General features: G+C 45.9%; 16 protein-coding genes and 6 tRNA genes. All 22 read right to left on the bottom strand.

What is annotated here, in order from left to right:
• Positions 1–26: 26 nt before the first annotated feature.
• Positions 27–2882, bottom strand: a complete 2856-nt coding sequence (locus AACT21_RS16565; protein ID WP_094164342.1) for a M16 family metallopeptidase — start codon at positions 2880–2882, stop codon at positions 27–29.
• A 9-nt stretch (positions 2883–2891) separates the two neighbouring features.
• Positions 2892–3353 carry a YqaA family protein gene (locus AACT21_RS16570; RefSeq protein WP_017045773.1) on the bottom strand — a complete coding sequence of 154 codons (462 nt, stop codon included), beginning with the start codon at positions 3351–3353 and terminating at the stop codon, positions 2892–2894.
• Entirely contained in the window at positions 3347–4297 is a 951-nt protein-coding gene (locus AACT21_RS16575) for an NADP-dependent oxidoreductase (RefSeq protein ID WP_017045772.1), read from the bottom strand. The genes AACT21_RS16570 and AACT21_RS16575 overlap by 7 nt, the downstream gene beginning before the upstream one ends.
• 117 nt (positions 4298–4414) lie before the next feature.
• Positions 4415–5545 (bottom strand): sodium ion-translocating decarboxylase subunit beta, encoded by a 1131-nt coding sequence (locus AACT21_RS16580; RefSeq protein ID WP_013857700.1) that lies wholly within the window; start codon positions 5543–5545, stop codon positions 4415–4417.
• A gap of 9 nt (positions 5546–5554) precedes the next feature.
• Entirely contained in the window at positions 5555–7339 is a 1785-nt protein-coding gene (oadA, locus tag AACT21_RS16585; protein WP_176430226.1) for a sodium-extruding oxaloacetate decarboxylase subunit alpha, read from the bottom strand.
• Positions 7340–7363: 24 nt separating this feature from the next.
• Complete coding sequence (locus AACT21_RS16590) at positions 7364–7618, bottom strand: oxaloacetate decarboxylase subunit gamma (protein WP_026027802.1); 255 nt, start codon at positions 7616–7618, stop codon at positions 7364–7366.
• A gap of 372 nt (positions 7619–7990) precedes the next feature.
• Positions 7991–8067 (bottom strand) — tRNA-Arg (locus AACT21_RS16595).
• 66 nt (positions 8068–8133) lie between these two features.
• Positions 8134–8210, bottom strand: a tRNA-Arg gene (locus AACT21_RS16600).
• A 36-nt stretch (positions 8211–8246) separates the two neighbouring features.
• Positions 8247–8323: transfer RNA gene (locus AACT21_RS16605), tRNA-Arg, on the bottom strand.
• A 66-nt stretch (positions 8324–8389) separates the two neighbouring features.
• A tRNA-Ser gene (locus AACT21_RS16610) sits at positions 8390–8482 on the bottom strand.
• Positions 8483–8513: 31 nt separating this feature from the next.
• Positions 8514–8590 (bottom strand) — tRNA-Arg (locus AACT21_RS16615).
• Positions 8591–8631: 41 nt separating this feature from the next.
• A tRNA-Ser gene (locus AACT21_RS16620) sits at positions 8632–8724 on the bottom strand.
• Between the two features lie 186 nt (positions 8725–8910).
• A complete protein-coding gene (gene csrA, locus AACT21_RS16625) occupies positions 8911–9108 on the bottom strand; it encodes a carbon storage regulator CsrA (protein WP_010320440.1) in 198 nt (65 codons plus the stop codon).
• Between the two features lie 92 nt (positions 9109–9200).
• Positions 9201–10388 (bottom strand): aspartate kinase, encoded by a 1188-nt coding sequence (locus tag AACT21_RS16630; protein ID WP_013857703.1) that lies wholly within the window; start codon positions 10386–10388, stop codon positions 9201–9203.
• Between the two features lie 205 nt (positions 10389–10593).
• Positions 10594–13176: an alanine--tRNA ligase gene (gene alaS / locus AACT21_RS16635; RefSeq protein ID WP_094164344.1), complete on the bottom strand. Its 2583-nt coding sequence runs from the start codon at positions 13174–13176 to the stop codon at positions 10594–10596.
• Between the two features lie 121 nt (positions 13177–13297).
• Entirely contained in the window at positions 13298–13801 is a 504-nt protein-coding gene (gene recX, locus AACT21_RS16640) for a recombination regulator RecX (protein ID WP_017047536.1), read from the bottom strand.
• Between the two features lie 35 nt (positions 13802–13836).
• Complete coding sequence (gene recA / locus AACT21_RS16645) at positions 13837–14883, bottom strand: recombinase RecA (protein ID WP_010320444.1); 1047 nt, start codon at positions 14881–14883, stop codon at positions 13837–13839.
• Between the two features lie 133 nt (positions 14884–15016).
• A complete protein-coding gene (gene pncC / locus AACT21_RS16650; protein WP_013857707.1) occupies positions 15017–15508 on the bottom strand; it encodes a nicotinamide-nucleotide amidase in 492 nt (163 codons plus the stop codon).
• 114 nt (positions 15509–15622) lie between these two features.
• Complete coding sequence (locus tag AACT21_RS16655) at positions 15623–16750, bottom strand: sulfate/molybdate ABC transporter ATP-binding protein (protein ID WP_017043744.1); 1128 nt, start codon at positions 16748–16750, stop codon at positions 15623–15625.
• Positions 16747–17610 carry a sulfate ABC transporter permease subunit CysW gene (gene cysW, locus AACT21_RS16660; protein WP_094164345.1) on the bottom strand — a complete coding sequence of 288 codons (864 nt, stop codon included), beginning with the start codon at positions 17608–17610 and terminating at the stop codon, positions 16747–16749. The genes AACT21_RS16655 and cysW overlap by 4 nt, the downstream gene beginning before the upstream one ends.
• A gap of 10 nt (positions 17611–17620) precedes the next feature.
• A complete protein-coding gene (cysT, locus tag AACT21_RS16665; RefSeq protein WP_017046719.1) occupies positions 17621–18478 on the bottom strand; it encodes a sulfate/thiosulfate ABC transporter permease CysT in 858 nt (285 codons plus the stop codon).
• A gap of 66 nt (positions 18479–18544) precedes the next feature.
• The gene (gene cysP, locus AACT21_RS16670) at positions 18545–19546 is read right to left on the bottom strand and encodes a thiosulfate ABC transporter substrate-binding protein CysP (protein ID WP_094164346.1); all 1002 of its coding nucleotides are present in this window, start codon (positions 19544–19546) and stop codon (positions 18545–18547) included.
• Positions 19547–19709: the final 163 nt, after the last annotated feature.

The following is a 19709-nucleotide window of genomic DNA, read 5'->3' on the forward strand; positions in this document are numbered from 1 at the left end:
CAATCTGCCCCCTATAAATGTGTACTCTAGCGGATGATTTCAAGCTCTTCTACGGGAATATCTAATTTTTCAAGTTGTGGCTTCAACGTTTTCGCATCACCCACCACGATAATTTGATACTCTTGTGGTGCAAACCATTTAGCGGCGAGTTTATTGAGCGTTGATTTTTTTACGTTTTCTACCAGTTCATTTCGTTGCTGTAGGTAATCTTCATCCAAACTATAGGTCAAAATATTACTAAGCAACTGCGCTTTTTGTGATGGTGTTTCATACGTCAGTGCATCTTGTTGGCCGACAGCAAGGCGCATAAATTTTAGCTCTTTGTCGGTTAAGCCACTTTGACTGAATGTTGCCATCTCTTTTTCTATTTCAACGATTGAAGCTACGGTGGCATCAGCACGCACTTGAGCATTGAAAACAATAGCGCCCACTTCTCGATTGCTCGCGAAATAACTCCCAGCGCCATAGGTGTAGCCTTTATCTTCACGCAAATTCTGATTAATGCGGCTGTTAAAGTTGCCCGCTAAATTGAAGTTAGCCAGTTGGCTGAGAAAAAGCTCGCCAGTGGCATCGAAAGGCAACCCTTTTCGCACAAAACGGACGATGCTCTGCGGCGCATCAGGCTTATCAACCAGATATATCTTCCGCTCTGTCAGTGGGTTCACCACTTGGGGACGTAACAAAGGAGAAGCTTCACCGCGCCACAACCCTAAAAAGGTTAACTGTTTAGCGACCTCTTTTTTGGAAATGTCGCCAACGACAACGATTTGCGTACCATGTGGCGTGTAATGTTTCGCATAAAAGCGTTTTACATCTTCTAATGTTAAATCGTTTAGTGATTGCTCAGTGCCTTCACTTGAACGCGCAAAAATAGAGTTGCCAAACAGTATTTGACGAGTAGCTTGTGAAGCAAGCCAGCCCGGTGTTTGATGCTGATAAACCAACCCTTCCAGCATCTGCTGCTTCAGCCGTGTAAAATCACTCTCTTTGAAAGCAGGATGAAATAAAACTTCTTCAACCACATCCAATGTTGCTGCAACATTCTTCTTCAGACTAGAGACCATAATACTGGTCGAATACTCATTGGCAGTAACACTGATAGTCGAACCTAACGTGTCGAGTTGAGCTTGAATCGCTTCCACTGAGCGTCGAGTTGAGCCTTCTTCAAGTAGCGCCGCGGTTAAATTAGCTAACCCTTCTTTGCCACGCGCGGCATGTCGCTCTCCTGCTGGTAAATTGATATTAATTAGCACGGTCGGCGTTTCGCTGGTTTGTGTGGCTAATAACTCAATACCGTTATCAAAATAGAGTTCATACAGTGTCGGCATTTGTGCTTTCACACCTTTTGCCACAGAAGGCATGATTGAGCGATCAAATTGATCTTCAACCTGGCGATAAGCCAATTGATCTTCGGTTATCGTTTGATGCTCGGGCAGCACTCTTTTAGGGGGTACGAAATTAGCTTTTTGAACAGCAAGATCGGCTTTATGTTTAGGCACAACACTTAAAGTAACCTTATGTTGATGAGCAATGAAGCGCTGATAAGCCTGTTGAATTGACTCTGGGGTGACCGCATGAATCTGAGCTAATTGCTGCTCTAGGCGATCAGGCTTCCCATAAAACGTTTCGTTGGACGCAAGCTGCGTCACTTTTCCAGATACGCTTTGCAGCGCAAAAACCGCATTCGCTTCCGCCATACCGGTAATTTGATCAAGTCGACTCTGATCTACCCCTTGCTGTTCAAACTGACTGAGTGTTTGCATTAACTCTCGATACAAAGGAGCAAGCTGAGCCTTTTCGCCCGAAGGGGCCATAGCATAAACATAGAAGGTACAAGCCAATTCGGCGCAATCTTGGAATGCACCCGCATTGACGGCTTTTTGAGTTTTGACCAACGCTTGGTAGAGATAACTATTGGTACCGCTGCCTAGCACTTTGGCAAGCGCATCTAACGAGGCTTGACTTTGAGCACCGCGATATTCTGTCGGCCAGCCCACCACAACCATGGGTTGCTGAATGCGATCTTCCAAGGTAATGAAACGATCTTGCGCCAACTGGGCCGGCTGTTTAGGTGCGTTATCAACGGCTGGGCCTGCCGGTATGGTGCCAAAATATTGGTTAACCCATTCAAGTGTTTGCTGAACATCAATATCGCCACCAATGGTCAGCACCGCATTATTCGGCCCATACCAACGTAAGAAAAACGCTTTAAGATCGTTGACGTCCACTCGGTCAAGATCTTCTACATAACCAATGGTTTGCCATGAATAAGGGTGTCCTTCGGCATACATCGCCTCCGCCATTTTTTCCCACATCAAGCCATAGGGGCGGTTGTCGTAGTTTTGTGCGCGTTCGTTTTTTACTGTGTCACGTTGGATCTCAAATTTACGTTGAGAAACCGCGTTGAGCAAAAATCCCATCCGATCAGATTCGAGCCACAATACTTTTTCTAGCTGATTTGAAGGCACGGTTTGGTAATAATTAGTACGGTCACGGTTGGTACTCCCATTCATGGTTCCTCCCGCTTCGGTGATCAAACGAAAATGTTCTTGATCGCCAACGTGCTCCGTTCCTTGAAACATCATGTGTTCAAAGAAATGAGCAAACCCTGATTTTCCAACCTCTTCACGTGCCGAACCCACATGATAAGTGACATCGACATGCACTAAAGGATCTGAGTGATCCGGTGAGAGCACGACAGTAAGGCCATTATCGAGCTGATATTTTGCATAAGGGATCATCACTTTTTCTGGTTGAGCATCCACTTGCTCAATCAGCGTAACCCCTTTCGGTAATGATGAAAAAAAAGCGATAGGTGCGACCGTTGATGAACAGCCATAAATGGCAATAAGAGAAAGGGCACCTAGCCAAATTTTTCTCATAACAGCTCCTTAGAAAAAACCATAGAATACAGCGGCAAGCATGATGTAACGCAGTGCTTTGCCGATCAAAATAATGACAAAAGTAGGTAAAAATTTCATGCGTAGCCAACCTGCGGCCAAACAAAGCACATCACCCACCACAGGTAGCCAACTAAATAAGAGAGCCCAATAACCATATTTATTGAGCCAAGCTAACGCTTTATGACCGTGCTTTTCGCGTTCAGTTCGATTAGGCAACCAGATACCGAGCCAATAGTTGGTCAGACCGCCGAGGGTATTGCCAGCGCTTGCAACGGCGATAACCCAAAATACGGGAAATTGATTCAGGCTTAATGTGGCGAATAAACTCGCTTCTGAGCTTCCCGGTAATAAGGTAGCACTGAGAAAACCACTAAAAAAAAGCACCCACAGAGCAGAGCCAGCAAACCAATACGAGAGCGGTTCCAAATAGGTGCTAAAAATGTCTAACATTTCATATCAAGAAGAACTTTGCCTCGAGTATGGCCTGTTTCAATCTGTTGATGAGCCGCAGCCACTTCCGCCATCGGATAAACAGCTTGAATTTCCGTTTTCAATAAGCCAACGCTGACCATATAAAGCATAGTATCAAGCTGTTCAGGATTAGGATCAACTAACATGCCTGTGGCTTCAAAACCAAGTAATTTTGCTTTTTCACAAATAAGCTCAGCACTTAGAGTCGGAACAGTAACGACACGCGCATGATCTTTCAAGCATTTCAAAGCGTCGAGAGCCGCATCACCCCCGACTAAATCAATCAGCACATCCACTTCTTCTAAACGCTGTGAAGCAGGAGCAAAATTGTAATTAATCGCATGAGCACCAAGAGTCGCTAAATAATCCAAATTTTGTTCGCTGCACGTGGTATACACTTCAGCTTTTGCTGCTAAAGCAATTTGTACCGCTAGGTGCCCGACACCACCGGCACCCGCGAGGATCAATACGCGATCCCCCTCTTTCACTTGCGCTTTATTTAGGGCTTGCGCCGCCGTTTGCCCTGCCAGTGGCAGCACCGCTGCTGCTTCTAAGGTCACAGCATCAGGAACAAGGCTGAGTTCACTTTCTGCCACACACAAATATTGGCTGTAACCGCCACCACGCAACGGAAACCCAACAAAGCCCGCCACATTATCTCCAATTTGAAAGCGGCGATTATCTTCCCCCACCTCAACAACTTGTCCAGAAATATCGTAACCTGGCACCCATGGCAGCTTATCTTTGTTTTGCGCTGCAGCCCACCCCAGACCCGCCCGAGTTTTTACATCAATAGGGTTTACACCAGCAAAAGCCACTTTCACTAACACTTCGCCAGCTTTAGGTTGAGGAACATCACTGGTTTGAATAACGAGCACCTCTGGTCCACCAAACTCAGTAATTGCGATCTGTTTATTATCCATGTCAAACTTCCCTATTGATAAAAAGAAAGGGATGCCTCAGCATCCCTTTGAATATATACCATTTTATTGCTTCTAGTTAATCTTTAGCTCGCAAAATAACCATCGGCTCGTCTAGGCTTAGCCAACAAGAGCAAGCAAAACGCCTGCTGCAACAGCAGAGCCCAGTACACCTGCTACATTTGGCCCCATGGCGTGCATCAGTAAGAAGTTCTGTGGATTAGCTTCAAGCCCCACTTTGTTCACTACTCGCGCCGCCATCGGTACCGCAGACACACCAGCAGCACCAATAAGAGGGTTAATATCCTCTTTCGAGAATTTATTAAGCACTTTCGCCATCAACACACCACCAGCCGTACCAATACTGAAAGCAATAGCACCGAGCGCCAAAATACCTAATGTTTCCAAGTTCAAAAACTTATCAGCCTGCAGTTTAGAACCAACGCCTAAGCCTAAGAAGATAGTAACGATGTTGATCAGTTCATTTTGCGCTGTCTTGGATAAACGCTCAACCACACCCGATTCACGCATTAAATTACCTAGACAGAACATACCCACTAATGGCGTTGCTGACGGTAAAAATAGAATAGTCATCAATAGCACCGCCAAAGGAAACAGTATTTTTTCTGTCTTCCCAACGTGGCGTAGCTGAGCCATTTTGATTTTTCGCTCTTCAGGGGTTGTAAGTGCCTTCATAATCGGTGGCTGAATGATAGGAACTAATGCCATATAGCTATAAGCCGCCACAGCGATTGCACCTAATAAATCCGGCGATAATTTACTGGCAAGGAAAATAGCGGTTGGGCCATCGGCTCCACCAATGATGGCGATGGACGCAGCATCGGCCATGGTAAATTCCATACCCGGTACATAGTTGAGTAATATCGCACCAAACAGGGTGGCGAAAATACCAAACTGAGCGGCCGCACCTAGCCATAACGTTTTAGGGTTTGCAATCAATGCCCCGAAATCGGTCATCGCGCCCACGCCCATAAAAATCAGCAGTGGAAAAACGCCCGTCTCAATACCAACATGATAAACGTAATAAAGCAGACCGCCGGGTTCGGTAAAACCCGCATTCGGAATATTCGCTAAAATCGCACCAAAGCCGATCGGCAATAACAGCAGTGGCTCAAAGCCTTTGCGAATAGCCAAAAACAGCAGTAAACAACCGACCAAAATCATGCAGATTTGGCCTAGCTGAAAATTAGCGATCCCTGTTTCAGACCATAAGGTCAATAATCCGTCCATGGTTCTCCCTTACGCTAAGCTCAGCAATGGTGCACCAACAGTCACAGCATCACCCTCTTTGACATGAAGATCTTGAACAATACCGCCACGTGCCGCACGGATCTCAGTTTCCATCTTCATCGCTTCCAGAATCACTAACACATCCCCTTCTAACACCTCAGAACCAGCTTGAACATTCACTTTAAAAATGTTGCCAGCGAGTGGTGAAGGAACGGCTTCTGCATTGTTACTTGCCGGCACGGCCGATGACTGTGCTGCTTGAGACTGGCTGGCAGAAATCGAGCTAAGCTGGCCTTGTGGCCCCACTTCAACCGTGTAAATTTGCCCATCCACTTTAACACTGTAGGTTTCAATACCACCTTTTGTCACAACGGTGGCAGGTGTAGGTTTGGCTGACTCCAAGGTTGGCGCAGGCTCAAATGCATCCGGATTGTGACGATTTTTCAAGAACTTCAAACCGACTTGTGGGAACAATGCATAAGTCAGAACATCATCCACCGTATCTGTAGCTAATGAAATTCCCTCTGCTTTTGCCTTTTCAAGCAATTCAGTGGTCAACACGGCCATTTCTGCATCCAACAAATCGGCTGGACGGCAAGTGATCGGCGTAAGATTACCCAACACCTTGGCTTGCAACTCAGCATTCACTGGCGCAGGCGTTGCACCGTATTCACCTTTTAATACCCCTGCAGTTTCTTTCGTGATGCTCTTATAGCGCTCGCCAGTAAGGACGTTGATCACCGCTTGTGTTCCCACGATTTGAGATGTTGGAGTCACAAGGGGAATGAAACCTAAATCTTTTCGCACACGAGGGATCTCTTCAAGAACCTCATCAAGGCGATCGGCCGCTCCTTGTTCTTTTAGTTGACCTTCCATATTAGTCAACATACCACCAGGAACCTGCGCAATAAGAATACGAGAATCGACACCTTTTAACTGTCCTTCCCATTTTGCGTATTTCTTACGCACTTCACGAAAATAAGTGGCAATCGGTTCAAGCTGTGTCAGGCTCAGACCCGTATCACGCTCGGTTCCTTCAAGCATAGCGACCACTGTTTCGGTTGGTGTGTGCCCGTAAGTTTGGCTCATTGACGAGATAGCGGTATCCAAAATATCGATACCAGCTTCTACCGCTTTAACGGCTGTTGCCGCTGAAAGACCAGTCGTTGCATGGCTGTGCAACGCTAAAGGTACGGCACAAGAGGATTTAATACGGGTGATCAGATCTTCAGCTTCATACGGCTTGAGCAACCCAGACATATCTTTAATACACAAAGAGTGGCAGCCGAGATCTTCCAACCGCTTGGCAAGATCAACCCAAGTATCTGAATTATGAACAGGGCTAGTGGTGTAAGACAGTGTGCCCTGCGCGTGTGCGCCAACATCAATTGTCGCTTTGACCGCTTTTTCAAAATTGCGAACATCATTCATCGCATCAAAAATACGGAAAACATCCATACCATTCGCATGAGCTCGTTCGACAAACTTTTCAACAACATCGTCAGCATAGTGGCGATAGCCTAGTAAATTCTGGCCGCGTAGCAACATTTGCATTGGGGTATTGGGCATCGCTTGCTTAAGCGAACGTAAACGCTCCCATGGATCTTCACCGAGAAAACGGATACAAGCATCAAACGTTGCTCCTCCCCAAGTTTCCAGTGACCAATAACCGATCTTATCGAGCTCTGCTGCAATAGGCAGCATGTCTTCGATACGCATGCGCGTGGCAAATAGTGACTGATGGGCATCACGAAGGACCACATCCGTAATAGCTAGTGGTTTAGACATGCTCATAAACTCCTTTTCATCCTTTCTATGCTATTTAGCTAATGCGCGGTGCTGATGCACTGCTGCAGAAATTGCCGCCACAATTTGCGGGCTCACAGCTGAAGGGTTTGGTTGAACTTTTCGATGTGGAATCGGCGCTGCGATCGGTTGTGGTACTTCTTCCGGTACCAAGGTTGACATTAACCGAACGAGATAAACGAGAATAGTTAGAAAAATAAAGACTACAGCCATCCCCGTAATCATAAGGGTGGCGGCGTCAACTAATAGGCTTCCAATAGTAGTCATGTTGCTTCCTTTCTGTGTCATCCTGACAACAATTGCTACGCATTTTTACAAATGCGATCTTGGCAAGTGGACTAGGATTATCTCGATTGGTTAATAATTGTCAATTTTGTTTAAGGGACTCTTGTAGATAACACACAAAATCGGCGAACAATTACTCACACAAATCACAAAACTCTGAATTTTCTCTATTAAGAAGGGCATTTAACTAGCCAATACGGCTACGTTAATCAAAAAATGATGCAGATACTGAGAGGGAGTTAAAACATTGCAGATTAACAAGATAAAACAAATAGTTGCCATTTTCAATTTAACAAAATAGCAACAAAAAACCAACATAAAAAAGCCCCGCACAATGCGAGGCTTCTTAATAAATGGCGCGCTCAGGAGGATTCGAACCTCCGACCGCCTGGTTCGTAGCCAGGTACTCTATCCAGCTGAGCTATGAGCGCGCAAGGTTTTGATATTAATCAGCGATAATCGTTAACAATATCAGGATCAATGACCCTTTGAATAAGTGGCGCGTCCTGGAGGATTCGAACCTCCGACCGCCTGGTTCGTAGCCAGGTACTCTATCCAGCTGAGCTAAGGACGCGCAGAGTTAATGACAGTATCACTAACTTTAAATAAGTGGCGCGCTCAGGAGGATTCGAACCTCCGACCGCCTGGTTCGTAGCCAGGTACTCTATCCAGCTGAGCTATGAGCGCGCAAGATGTGAATTACATCACAAAAATTTTATTTCTGAACAAAAAAATTGACTCATGGTCAATAAATGGCGGTGAGGGAGGGATTCGAACCCTCGATACGGCTATAAACCGTATACTCCCTTAGCAGGGGAGCGCCTTCGGCCTCTCGGCCACCTCACCGCATTTTCACATTCAATCTTACGAAAGAATATGGCGCGTCCTGGAGGATTCGAACCTCCGACCGCCTGGTTCGTAGCCAGGTACTCTATCCAGCTGAGCTAAGGACGCACATTGTTCTTTATTTGGATGCTAAACCAAATAAGCAAGAATGGCGGTGAGGGAGGGATTCGAACCCTCGATACGGCTATAAACCGTATACTCCCTTAGCAGGGGAGCGCCTTCGGCCTCTCGGCCACCTCACCGTCTTGCGGAGGCACATATTACTTTTTACCAAAAATATGTCAAACACTTTCTTGGTAAAAGCGACAAAAATCAAATCAACCGTTGGCTATTTAATCAAAGCGCTGTGAAATTAAACTTTTCTGTCATATCAGTGACTTCAAAGCATAAAAAAGGCCAGCAAAATTCGCTAGCCTTCCTTGTGATAATTAGTAGTTGCTAGGTGCAACACTACCATTACCTTTTTCAGCTTGAATGCGCATGTAGATTTCTTCACGGTGGACAGAAACCTCTTTCGGTGCATTCACACCGATACGCACTTGGTTACCTTTTACACCAAGAACTGTTACTGTCACTTCATCACCGATCATTAGTGTTTCGCCAACGCGGCGAGTCAAAATTAGCATTCTTTGCTCCTTGAGTAATCTCTGTATTATATTGCAACTGCGCTATTATCCACTAAAAGTTATATTTTCGTAAACTATCTATTAGTGCGCTCTCACCCTAAAGAGACATGTTTTAGGTGAAAAGCTAATAGCTCATCTGACGTTATATAGGCCTCATGTAAAATATTGGCTGCCTTATCAACATGTTGTGGCTGCATAACTAGCATTAACGATTGTTTATCAACCGAAAGGGAACTCACTTCGATCCCTTGTTCTGCAAGTAATTCACATGAGCGTTCAACTAATTCCTGAGCTAGTAAACCTACCGTGGTCAATAAACTAACGGGTTCACTATTACGGATTTTGTCATTGAAAACCAGAGCTAATTTAGCACAAGCGTCTCGTTTTATAATGACACCTGTCCATTCTGCCTCTTCGATCACACTCCACACTTCCACACCGAGCATTTGGCACTGCTTGGCTAAACTCGGGAAATGATCATGTTGCACAGTAATAAGCGCCATATCGCGTTGAATCGCAATGCCACATACTGCTTTATGACACTGCTCACCTTTGATTAGACTGCCTGCGTTTACATCAAAAGTAGACAATACGCGTAAAGGAACTTCATTTTCCCACGCATATTGCACACAAGGTAAATGCAGAACTTTAGCGCCTTTACGTGCCATTTCTTCCATTGACGGGAAATCAACGATCTCTAATTTTTGAGCCGTTGCAACCACACGTGGATCACATGTGTAAACACCATCCACATCAGTGAATATTTGACACTCATCGGCTTTAAGAGCTCCCGCTAGCGTCACAGCGCTAGTATCAGAACCTCCACGTCCTAAAGTGGTGATATCCCCATTCTCATTCACACCCTGAAAACCCGCTACCACCACAATATGATCTTGTGCCAGCAACTCGGTAATCGTTCGAGTATCAATCATTTTAATCGTCGCGTCATTGTGTTGATTATCGGTCACAATGTTCGCTTGAGCTCCGGTTAGTGAGCGAGCTGAATAGCCTAATTTATTGAGTGTCATCGCTAATAGCGCCATAGACACTTGCTCACCAGCAGAGAGCAAAACATCAAGTTCCCTTGCAGTTGGTACACTATCGATTTGTTGTGCTAAGCCCAACAGTCGATTGGTTTCTCCTGACATTGCAGAAACAACTACAACCACTTGATTACCATCATTCTTCGCCTTAATGATGTGTTCAGCGACGGTATGGATTCGTTCTATTGAACCCACCGAGGTTCCGCCAAACTTTTGCACGATAAGGGGCTTTTTCACCTATCTTCACCTTCCCAAGACCAAAGTCTCATTAGGACCAAATCGAAAGCAGAGCACTATGTTGAGTATCGATTCAGTAGTTACAAAAACAAAACCAAGCAGATAACTGGCTCGTATCCTATTGCGCCAATTAGACCACTTGGTTTGGTAAATAAAATTACGCCCAATCAAAAAACAGTGATTGAGCGTGACTTATTACAACGGTTTATAGATGCTCAGCAATCCAAGCATCTACGGAAGCTAAAGCGCTAGGCAAGGCATTAACATCCGTACCTCCCGCTTGAGCCATATCCGGACGGCCGCCACCTTTACCACCTACTTGCAAGGCAACCATATTGACCAGCTCCCCTGCTTTAACTTTGGCGGTAAGATCTTTGGTCACACCCGCAATCAAACCCACTTTATCATCAGCCACATTACCCAGCATGATAATGCCACTGCCTAACTGATTTTTTAGCTCATCAACCATACCACGCAGCGCTTTGTTATCGGCGCCATTAAGTTGAGCAACTAGTACTTTCACACCCGCAATTTCTTTTACATTGCTGATCAGATTGGCACTTTCTTTCGCTGCAAGTTTATCTTTTAACTGCTGCAACTCTTTTTCCAAAGATTTCGCTTTAGCCGCCATTTCAGCCACTTTGACTTCATATTGAGCCTGCTGTTGATCCAATAGATCCAACGCGCCTTCACCCGTCACCGCTTCAATACGACGAATGCCAGCGGCAATACCGCCTTCAGAAACTATTTTGAATAGGCCGATGTCACCGGTGTTACTTGCGTGAATACCACCACACAGTTCGGTTGAGAAATCCCCCATCGACAATACACGAACTTCATCGTCGTACTTTTCACCAAACAGCGCCATGGCACCTTTGGCTTTTGCCGCTTCGATGTCCATAATATTGGTTTCAATCGTGTGGTTACGGCGAATTTGCGCGTTCACTAGACGTTCCACTTCTTTTAGCTCTGCGGGCGTCATTGCTTCTAAATGAGAGAAGTCAAAACGCAAGCTTTCCGCTTTTACCAATGAGCCTTTTTGCGCCACGTGCGTACCTAATACTTGGCGAAGTGCAGCATGCAACAAATGTGTGGCGGAGTGGTTCAGTGAAATTGCAGCGCGGCGCTTAGCATCAACAATGGCTTTCGCTTCATCGCCTTTGGCGAGTACGCCCTCGATGAGTTCACCGTGATGAGCAATGGCGTTGCCGAGTTTTTGTGTATCTTCAACTTTAAACAAGCCCGTGGCCGTTTGAATAACACCCGCATCACCACATTGACCACCGGATTCAGCGTAGAAAGGTGTTTCGCCCAAGATCAAAATCGCTTTATCACCCGCAGATAGAGTGTCAACTTCATTGCCGTCAACAAACATAGCGGCAATGCGGCTCTCGCCTTGTGTCGCGCTGTAGCCACAGAAAGCGGTATTGGTATCAACTTTAATGATTGCATTGTAGTCAGTGCCAAATTGGCCCGCTTCACGCGCTCGTTGACGCTGCTCTTCCATCGCTTTTTCGAAACCTTGTTCGTCAATGGTCAGCTCACGTTCACGTGCAACATCATTAGTTAAATCAGCCGGAAAACCGTAGGTATCGTAAAGTTTAAAGACAGTTTCACCATCCAGTACGCTACCCTCTAAATTATCGAGTGCATCATTGAGGATCGCCATACCGCGTTCAAGAGTGCGACCGAAGTTCTCTTCTTCAATGCGCAGCACTTTTTCTACAAGCGCTTGCTGCTTTTTCAGTTCTTCACCAGCCGTTCCCATCACTTGTGCTAATGGGCCAACCAGTTTGTGGAAGAAGGCACCTTGTGCGCCCAATTTATTACCATGACGCACCGCTCGACGAATAATCCGACGCAGTACATAGCCACGACCTTCATTCGATGGCATCACACCATCCACAATCAAGAAAGCACAAGAACGGATATGATCAGCAACAACGCGTAGCGATTGATTGGAAAGATCGTCATAACCCGTTACATCAGCGGCGGCTTTAATCAAGGCTTGAAACACATCAATTTCATAGTTTGAGTGAACACCCTGCATGATCGCAGAAATACGTTCAATACCCATACCGGTATCAACGGAAGGTTTTGGAAGTGGCTCCATCGTGCCATCGGCATGACGGTTAAACTGCATGAAGACGTTGTTCCAAATTTCAATGAAACGATCGCCATCTTCCTCTGCAGAACCTGGAGGACCACCCCAGATATGATCGCCATGATCATAGAAAATTTCAGTACAAGGACCACACGGACCCGTATCACCCATTTGCCAGAAGTTGTCTGACTCATAAGCTTTACCACCCGGTTTATCGCCAATGCGAATAATGCGCTCAGCCGGAATGCCTACTTTTTTATTCCAGATATCAAATGCTTCATCATCGGTTTCATACACGGTAACCAGTAGACGATCAGCGGGCAACTTGAGTGTTACAGTAAGAAACTCCCACGCGTATGCAATAGCGTCTTCTTTGAAGTAATCACCAAAGCTGAAGTTACCCAACATTTCAAAAAAGGTATGGTGACGAGCGGTAAAACCAACGTTTTCCAGATCGTTATGCTTACCACCAGCTCGCACACAACGTTGCGCCGTTGTTGCACGTGTATAAGCACGCTTTTCTAAACCAAGAAAACAATCTTTAAATTGGTTCATTCCTGCATTTGTGAACAACAGGGTTGGGTCATTAGCGGGGACTAATGATGAACTATCAACAATTTGGTGTCCTTTACTTTCAAAGAACGAGAGGAACGCGCGGCGAACCTCATCAGTGCTCATAAACATGCAGCTCTTCCTGAAATACTCAAGTTAGAATTTTGCGTTATTGTAAAGCATGGACAAGAGTTCGACTAGTTTTCTTATAGAAAAGGCATGGCAGGAAATAAATTGCGGATCAGACGAAGAGTTAAGCTTCCGATGATGATAAAGCGTAGCTAATTTGCTCGAAGCTAAAACCTCGATACTGCAAAAAACGCACTTGTTTGGCATGTTCTTTTGAACCTTTTTCCGCAGGTTCTCTGAATTTTTTTTCAGCCACCGCTTTTGCCAATTCAAACCAATCTTGAGGCTCTTGATGTAAAGCGGTTTCAATATCATCGCTACTGACTCTTTTTTGGCTCAGCTCTTGTCGAATACGCCGCTCACCATGACCTTTAGTGACATGTTGTCTTATTTGACTTGCGGCATAGCGCAGTTCATCCAAATAATGGTTCTCAAGGCAGTAACTCATTGTTTGAACGATAATTTCCGCATCATACCCTTTACTCATGAGCTTTTGCTGTAGCTCATGCTCGCTGTGATCTCGTCGGCTCAGTAATTGCAATGCGCATTCTTTGCACGATAACGTCGATTTGAATTTAGAGGAATACATACTGTCCCTATTGGTCATGGATAAAACAAAGCCCTGCATTGCAGGGCTTTGTTGAAATATAAACGTGGAGAAGATTACAACTCTTCTTCTTGAGGCATTTCGCTCAAAATAGGTTCTTCAACAATTAACTCGGCTGGATTGAGCAGCATTTCACGTAACTTAGTATCAAGAGCCATGGCTGCGGCTGGATTCTCTCTCAAGAATTTACAGGCGTTTGCTTTACCTTGACCAATTTTATCACCGTTATAGCTATACCAAGCGCCCGCTTTCTCAACCAATTTATGTTTCACACCGAGATCAACCAATTCACCTTCACGGTTAAAACCTTGTCCGTAAAGAATTTGAGTATCCGCTTGTTTAAAGGGAGCCGCGATTTTGTTCTTAACCACTTTAATACGCGTTTCGTTACCCACGACTTCATCACCCTCTTTAATAGAGCCTGTACGACGAATATCTAAACGAACTGAAGCGTAGAATTTAAGGGCATTACCACCTGTTGTGGTTTCAGGGTTACCAAACATCACACCAATTTTCATGCGGATCTGGTTAATGAAGATGCACATGCAGTTGGACTGTTTTAGGTTACCCGTTAACTTACGCATCGCTTGAGAAAGCATACGTGCTTGGAGGCCCATGTGGCTATCGCCCATTTCACCTTCAATTTCAGCTTTTGGTGTCAGTGCAGCCACAGAGTCAATGACGATGACATCAATGGCACCAGAACGAGCCAAGGCATCACAAATTTCAAGCGCTTGTTCACCCGTATCAGGTTGTGAAACCAACAGCTCATCGATGTTTACACCCAGTTTTTTAGCATAAATTGGGTCAAGGGCATGTTCTGCATCGATAAAAGCACAGGTTTTACCCACTCGTTGTGCTGCTGCGATCAATTCCAGCGTTAACGTTGTTTTTCCTGATGATTCAGGGCCGTAGACTTCCACGATACGTCCCATTGGTAAACCGCCAGCACCCAATGCAATATCCAAAGAAAGTGAACCGGTAGAAATGGTTTCAACATCCATTGTACGGTTGTCACCAAGGCGCATGATCGAACCTTTACCAAATTGCTTTTCAATTTGACCCAGTGCTGCGGCTAGCGCCTTCTGCTTATTTTCGTCCATTACTTTCTCCAAACTGTCGCTGTGGGTAGCGGCTCGTTAAATTTTTTATCGACTCTTTAGTCGCCAACTGGGGTTAATTATACTGTTGATTCATACAGTGTCTATAGCTGTGTCGAAAAAATTTCGACTAGGTTCAATTTGGCTGCGATAAAAAGTGACTCACCACTTGTAATGCATGAGTAATCGCCTGCTTGCGCACCTGTGCGCGATCGCCTTTAAAACAAAGCGTCTCAGCACGTTCCCAGCCCTGCTTAGAAGCCCATGCAAAGCATACGGTTCCCACTGGTTTTTCTGCGCTACCACCGTCAGGACCAGCAATACCACTGATCGCTACACCAATAGTGGCTTGGGAATGCAAAAGTGCTCCTTGTACCATTTCACGCACCACGGGTTCGGAAACCGCGCCAAAATCCACCAGTGTCTGTGCTTTGACACCGAGCATCTCTTGTTTAGCGAGATTACTGTAGGTAACAAATGACCGCTCAAACCAAGCCGAACTTCCTGCAACCTCGGTAAGTGCAAATGCCACACCACCGCCAGTGCATGATTCAGCACTGGTGAGGATCTCTTTTTGTGCTAACAATTGCTGACCTAATTGCTCACTTAATGCAAAAATCGCTTTCATTACGCCCTCTCCAAAGCCACGTTATTTTCGCTTGAACCTTTATAGCAGATTGAATCATCAGAAAACAGAATGGGCACGCAAGCGTGCCCATTCTGAATCGTTCGTCCGTTGTATTTAGATCTCAAACATTAAACTATCTGCGTCTAAGAATGGCCAACGAATGGTGTGCGGAGTGCTGCTCTCCCCACCAAAAAAGTAGCCCACTTGTGGTGTAGCAAAGGTTTTGTCACCTCGTGTGAGCGGTTGTTCACTCAATGCTCTATGGGTTAATTTTGCTTCCCATAATTGCTCACTCTCCCAGCCGACTGGCGCGAGTTCCACTCGCACTTCCGCGCCAACAGGATTGACAGAGACCACTTCAAAAGGCAATGAAGCTTGGCTATTTTGTTTGTTCGATAGGCTCAACTCATGGCTGCGCACATACAACTTTCCTGATTGATTAATCGCGTGATCTTTCGGCGGTAAGATAAACGATTGACCGTTGACCCACTGCTCGTTATTCCAGTTGGCTTGGAAGACATTCACATTGCCAAAAAAGTCAAAGACGAAGCGACTGTTCGGTTGAGCATAAAGCTGCACTGGCGAGTCGATCTGTTCGATGCGGCCATTGCTCATCACGACCACGCGATCAGAGAGTTCAAGTGCTTCATCTTGATCGTGGGTGACAAATACGCTCGTAAAACCGAGCTCTTCATGCAAGCTGCGCAACCAGCGGCGCAATTCTTTACGCACTTTGGCATCCAGTGCGCCAAAAGGCTCATCCAGCAGTAGCACTTCCGGCTTTGTTGCAAGAGCGCGAGCCAAGGCGATGCGCTGCTTTTGCCCGCCGGACAGTTGTTCAGGATAGCGCTCAGCTAAATGGCCAAGTTGCACAATATCCAACAGCTGTTTGACTCTTTTGGTGATTTCCGCCGCCGCTGGTCTATGACGGCGATCCATCACTTGCAAACCAAACGCGACATTGTCGGCCACCGTCATATGACGAAAAAGTGCGTAGTTTTGAAACACAAAGCCAACTCGGCGCTCGCGGACGTGGACATGGGTCACATCGCGATCTCTAAAATGAATGGTTCCGCTATCGGCTCCTTCAAGGCCGGCAATAATGCGCAACAAAGTGGTTTTGCCTGAGCCGGAAGGACCAAGTAAGCCAATCATCTCGCCATCATCAATCTGTAACGAGAGCGGAGAGAGCGCTTGAAATTGACCAAATTGTTTGGAAATGTTGTCTAAACGTATACTCATACCGTCTCTTGCTCTCTGTTCGTTTTTGTCTGATTGTTGTGTTGACGCCATTCAACATAAGCTTTAAAAACTAAGGTTAATAATGCAATGAAAGCCAATAGCGAGGCGCTAGCAAACGCCGCTTCCGATTGATAATCTTCATACAGTAGCTGCACATGTAGCGGTAAGGTATTGGTTTCACCACGAATATTGCCAGACACAACCGCTACTGCGCCAAATTCACCAATGGCACGCGCATTGGTTAGGATGACACCGTAAATCAGTGCCCACTTAATATTTGGTAAGGTGACGCGACGAAACAGTTGCCACCAAGATGCCCCCAAAATAACCGCCGCTTCTTCATCCGAGCGGCCTTGCTGCTGCATCAGCGGGATCAGCTCACGAGCAACAAACGGGCAAGTCACAAAAACCGTGACCAATAAAATTCCCGGCCAAGCAAACATCATTTGCAGATCGCGCTCAAACAACCACTCGCCCAACCAACCGCTGCTGCCGTAAAGCAGTAAATACAGAAGGCCTGCAACAACCGGTGATACGGCAAACGGAATATCAATTAAAGTGGTTAATATTTTTCTACCCGGAAATTCAAAACGAGTCACTGCCCAAGCTAATAACACGCCGAACACTAAGTTAATTGGCACCGTGAGTAGCGCAACTAGCAGTGTTAAACCAATGGCATGACGCGTATCGGGTTCAATTAAATGACTAATATAAGTCGATAAACCACTGGCAAAGGCTTGTTTGAAAATGCTCACTAGCGGGATAATCAGCAACAATGCAACCCAAAACAGCGCAAAGCTAATCAAACTCCACTTCACCCAAGGTGCTTCACCGACTCGTAACGGTTGATGTGCTTTCATCATCGGTTCCTTAACGTCCATGAATTCGACGCAGGTATGCGCCCTGCCATAGATTGATCAGTAGTAGCAGCGATAACGATGCCATCAATACTACCGAGGCAATGGCACTCGCCGCCGGAAAATCAAATTCTTGTAAGCGTACAAAAATCATTAATGAGGTAATTTCACTGACGTAAGGCATATTGCCCGCAATGAAAATCACTGCACCAAACTCGCCCAAGCTACGCGTAAATGAGAGTGCAATACCAACCAATAGTGCTGGACGAATCGAAGGCATGATCACTTTCCAAAATACGGCGCTGTCTGATGCGCCTAACGTCATGCCCGCTTCTTCCTCTTCTTTGGAGATCTCCTCCAAGACGGGTTGTACTGTGCGCACCACAAACGGAATACTGGTAAACGCCATCGCGACAACAATCCCCAAGGGGGTATAAGCCACTTTAATTCCAAGCTCGCCAAGTACGCTGCCCACCCAGCCATTGGATGAGTAAAGCGTCGCCAACGTGATGCCTGCAACGGCGGTAGGCAAAGCAAACGGTAAATCGACTAAAGCATCAAGAATACGTTTGCCATAAAAATCATAACGAACCAGCACCCAAGCGAGCAATAATCCTAGCAAGCCATTAAACAATGAGGCGATGAGTGCCGCGCCCACCGTTACTTTGTAACTGGCCAGTACACGAGGGTCCGCCACCACCTGCCAATACTCGGTGAGCGACATTTGGCTCGTCTGCATAATCAAACCACTGGCGGGCAATAGCAGCACTAAGCTGACAAAAAACAGCGAAGTACCGAGGCTAATACCAAATCCGGGTAGCACCCTTTTATGGCGTGGGCGAGATAAAGAAGCGGTGAAGGAATGGCTCATAAACCCTCGAAACAAAACGGATGCGTAAGAAAACCACCCACACTCAGCGCAGGTGGCGATGACGAATTAACGACGTTGAAGTTGGTCAAGCTTCGCGCCATTGGCAAAATGAAGTTTCATGGCATTTTCCCACCCGCCAGCAATGCTCTCAACTGTTAGCAATTCAACTTCAGGGAAGCGATCAGCAAATTCTGCGTTCACTTTTTCATCATGAACGCGGTAATTAAACCCAGCCAGCAAACGTTGCGCTTCTTCACTGTACAGATAAGCGAGATATTCGTTGGCTACCTCAAGCGTGCCTTTACGCTTGGCATTTTTTTCCACCACGGCCACGGGAAACTCGGCCAAGATAGAGGTCTTAGGCACCACTACTTGATATTCATCCACGCCATACTGCTGACGAATATTGTTCACTTCAGATTCAAACGTAATCAGCACATCGCCAATGCCACGTTCAACAAACGAAGTAGTCGCACCACGGCCGCCAGTATCAAATACCGCTACATTAGCTAAAAATTGTTTGAGGAATTGATCCTGCTCGGCTTGGTTCTCTTTGCCAAAAGTCTTTTGTGCATAACCGACCGCGGCCAAATAGGTATAACGTGCATTACCTGAGGTTTTAGGATTGGGGAATACAGAAGCCACATCAGCTTTAGCGAGATCGCCCCAATCTTGAATATTTTTTGGATTTCCCTTGCGCACTAAAAATGCGGTCGCGGAGTAGTAAGGTGAGCTTGCATTGGGCAATTTTTCTTGCCAATTAGCATCGATAAGCTTGCCGCGATCGTGCAGCACCTGAACATCCGTTACCTGATTGAATGTCACTACATCGGCGGCTAACCCCTGCAAAATTGAGCGAGCTTGCGCAGATGACCCACCGTGCGACTGTTTGATCTCCACTGTTTGGCCTGTCTTTTGTTGCCAGTGTTTTTCAAACACAGGGTTATAAGAAGCAAACAGCTCGCGAGCGATGTCGTACGATGAGTTGAGAATGGTTTGATCCGCGGCCGAGACATTCAACGATCCTACGGCTAATAAGCTGGCTAAGGCTGACTTGATGAACTTCATATATTGCTACTCCCTAATCACTACGGCCAAAATGGCGTCCTTGGCAATTAGAGTATGAGGAAAATGAATTATAACAAAGAGGATAACTAGAACTTTTTGGAATAAACTCTAGCAATAAATTGTATGCCAATTACCAGCACGACTTTATAGTAGTGTTCGGTAA

This window comes from Vibrio sp. V08_P9A1T1 (assembly GCF_963874405.1).
Classification (GTDB): Bacteria; Pseudomonadota; Gammaproteobacteria; order Enterobacterales; family Vibrionaceae; genus Vibrio; species Vibrio anguillarum.

What these genes read in the sequence shown, in the direction of transcription:
- AACT21_RS16580 (WP_013857700.1), bottom strand. Translation starts at nt 5,545, where the DNA reads ATGGACGGATTATTGACCTTATGGTCTGAAACAGGGATCGCTAATTTT.
- cysW (WP_094164345.1), bottom strand. Translation starts at nt 17,610, where the DNA reads ATGAAAGCACATCAACCGTTACGAGTCGGTGAAGCACCTTGGGTGAAG.
- AACT21_RS16565 (WP_094164342.1), bottom strand. Translation starts at nt 2,882, where the DNA reads ATGAGAAAAATTTGGCTAGGTGCCCTTTCTCTTATTGCCATTTATGGC.
- AACT21_RS16575 (WP_017045772.1), bottom strand. Translation starts at nt 4,297, where the DNA reads ATGGATAATAAACAGATCGCAATTACTGAGTTTGGTGGACCAGAGGTG.
- cysP (WP_094164346.1), bottom strand. Translation starts at nt 19,546, where the DNA reads ATGAAGTTCATCAAGTCAGCCTTAGCCAGCTTATTAGCCGTAGGATCG.
- AACT21_RS16655 (WP_017043744.1), bottom strand. Translation starts at nt 16,750, where the DNA reads ATGAGTATACGTTTAGACAACATTTCCAAACAATTTGGTCAATTTCAA.
- oadA (WP_176430226.1), bottom strand. Translation starts at nt 7,339, where the DNA reads ATGAGCATGTCTAAACCACTAGCTATTACGGATGTGGTCCTTCGTGAT.
- pncC (WP_013857707.1), bottom strand. Translation starts at nt 15,508, where the DNA reads ATGAAAGCGATTTTTGCATTAAGTGAGCAATTAGGTCAGCAATTGTTA.
- recA (WP_010320444.1), bottom strand. Translation starts at nt 14,883, where the DNA reads ATGGACGAAAATAAGCAGAAGGCGCTAGCCGCAGCACTGGGTCAAATT.
- cysT (WP_017046719.1), bottom strand. Translation starts at nt 18,478, where the DNA reads ATGAGCCATTCCTTCACCGCTTCTTTATCTCGCCCACGCCATAAAAGG.
- recX (WP_017047536.1), bottom strand. Translation starts at nt 13,801, where the DNA reads ATGCAGGGCTTTGTTTTATCCATGACCAATAGGGACAGTATGTATTCC.
- csrA (WP_010320440.1), bottom strand. Translation starts at nt 9,108, where the DNA reads ATGCTAATTTTGACTCGCCGCGTTGGCGAAACACTAATGATCGGTGAT.
- alaS (WP_094164344.1), bottom strand. Translation starts at nt 13,176, where the DNA reads ATGTTTATGAGCACTGATGAGGTTCGCCGCGCGTTCCTCTCGTTCTTT.
- AACT21_RS16570 (WP_017045773.1), bottom strand. Translation starts at nt 3,353, where the DNA reads ATGTTAGACATTTTTAGCACCTATTTGGAACCGCTCTCGTATTGGTTT.
- AACT21_RS16590 (WP_026027802.1), bottom strand. Translation starts at nt 7,618, where the DNA reads ATGACTACTATTGGAAGCCTATTAGTTGACGCCGCCACCCTTATGATT.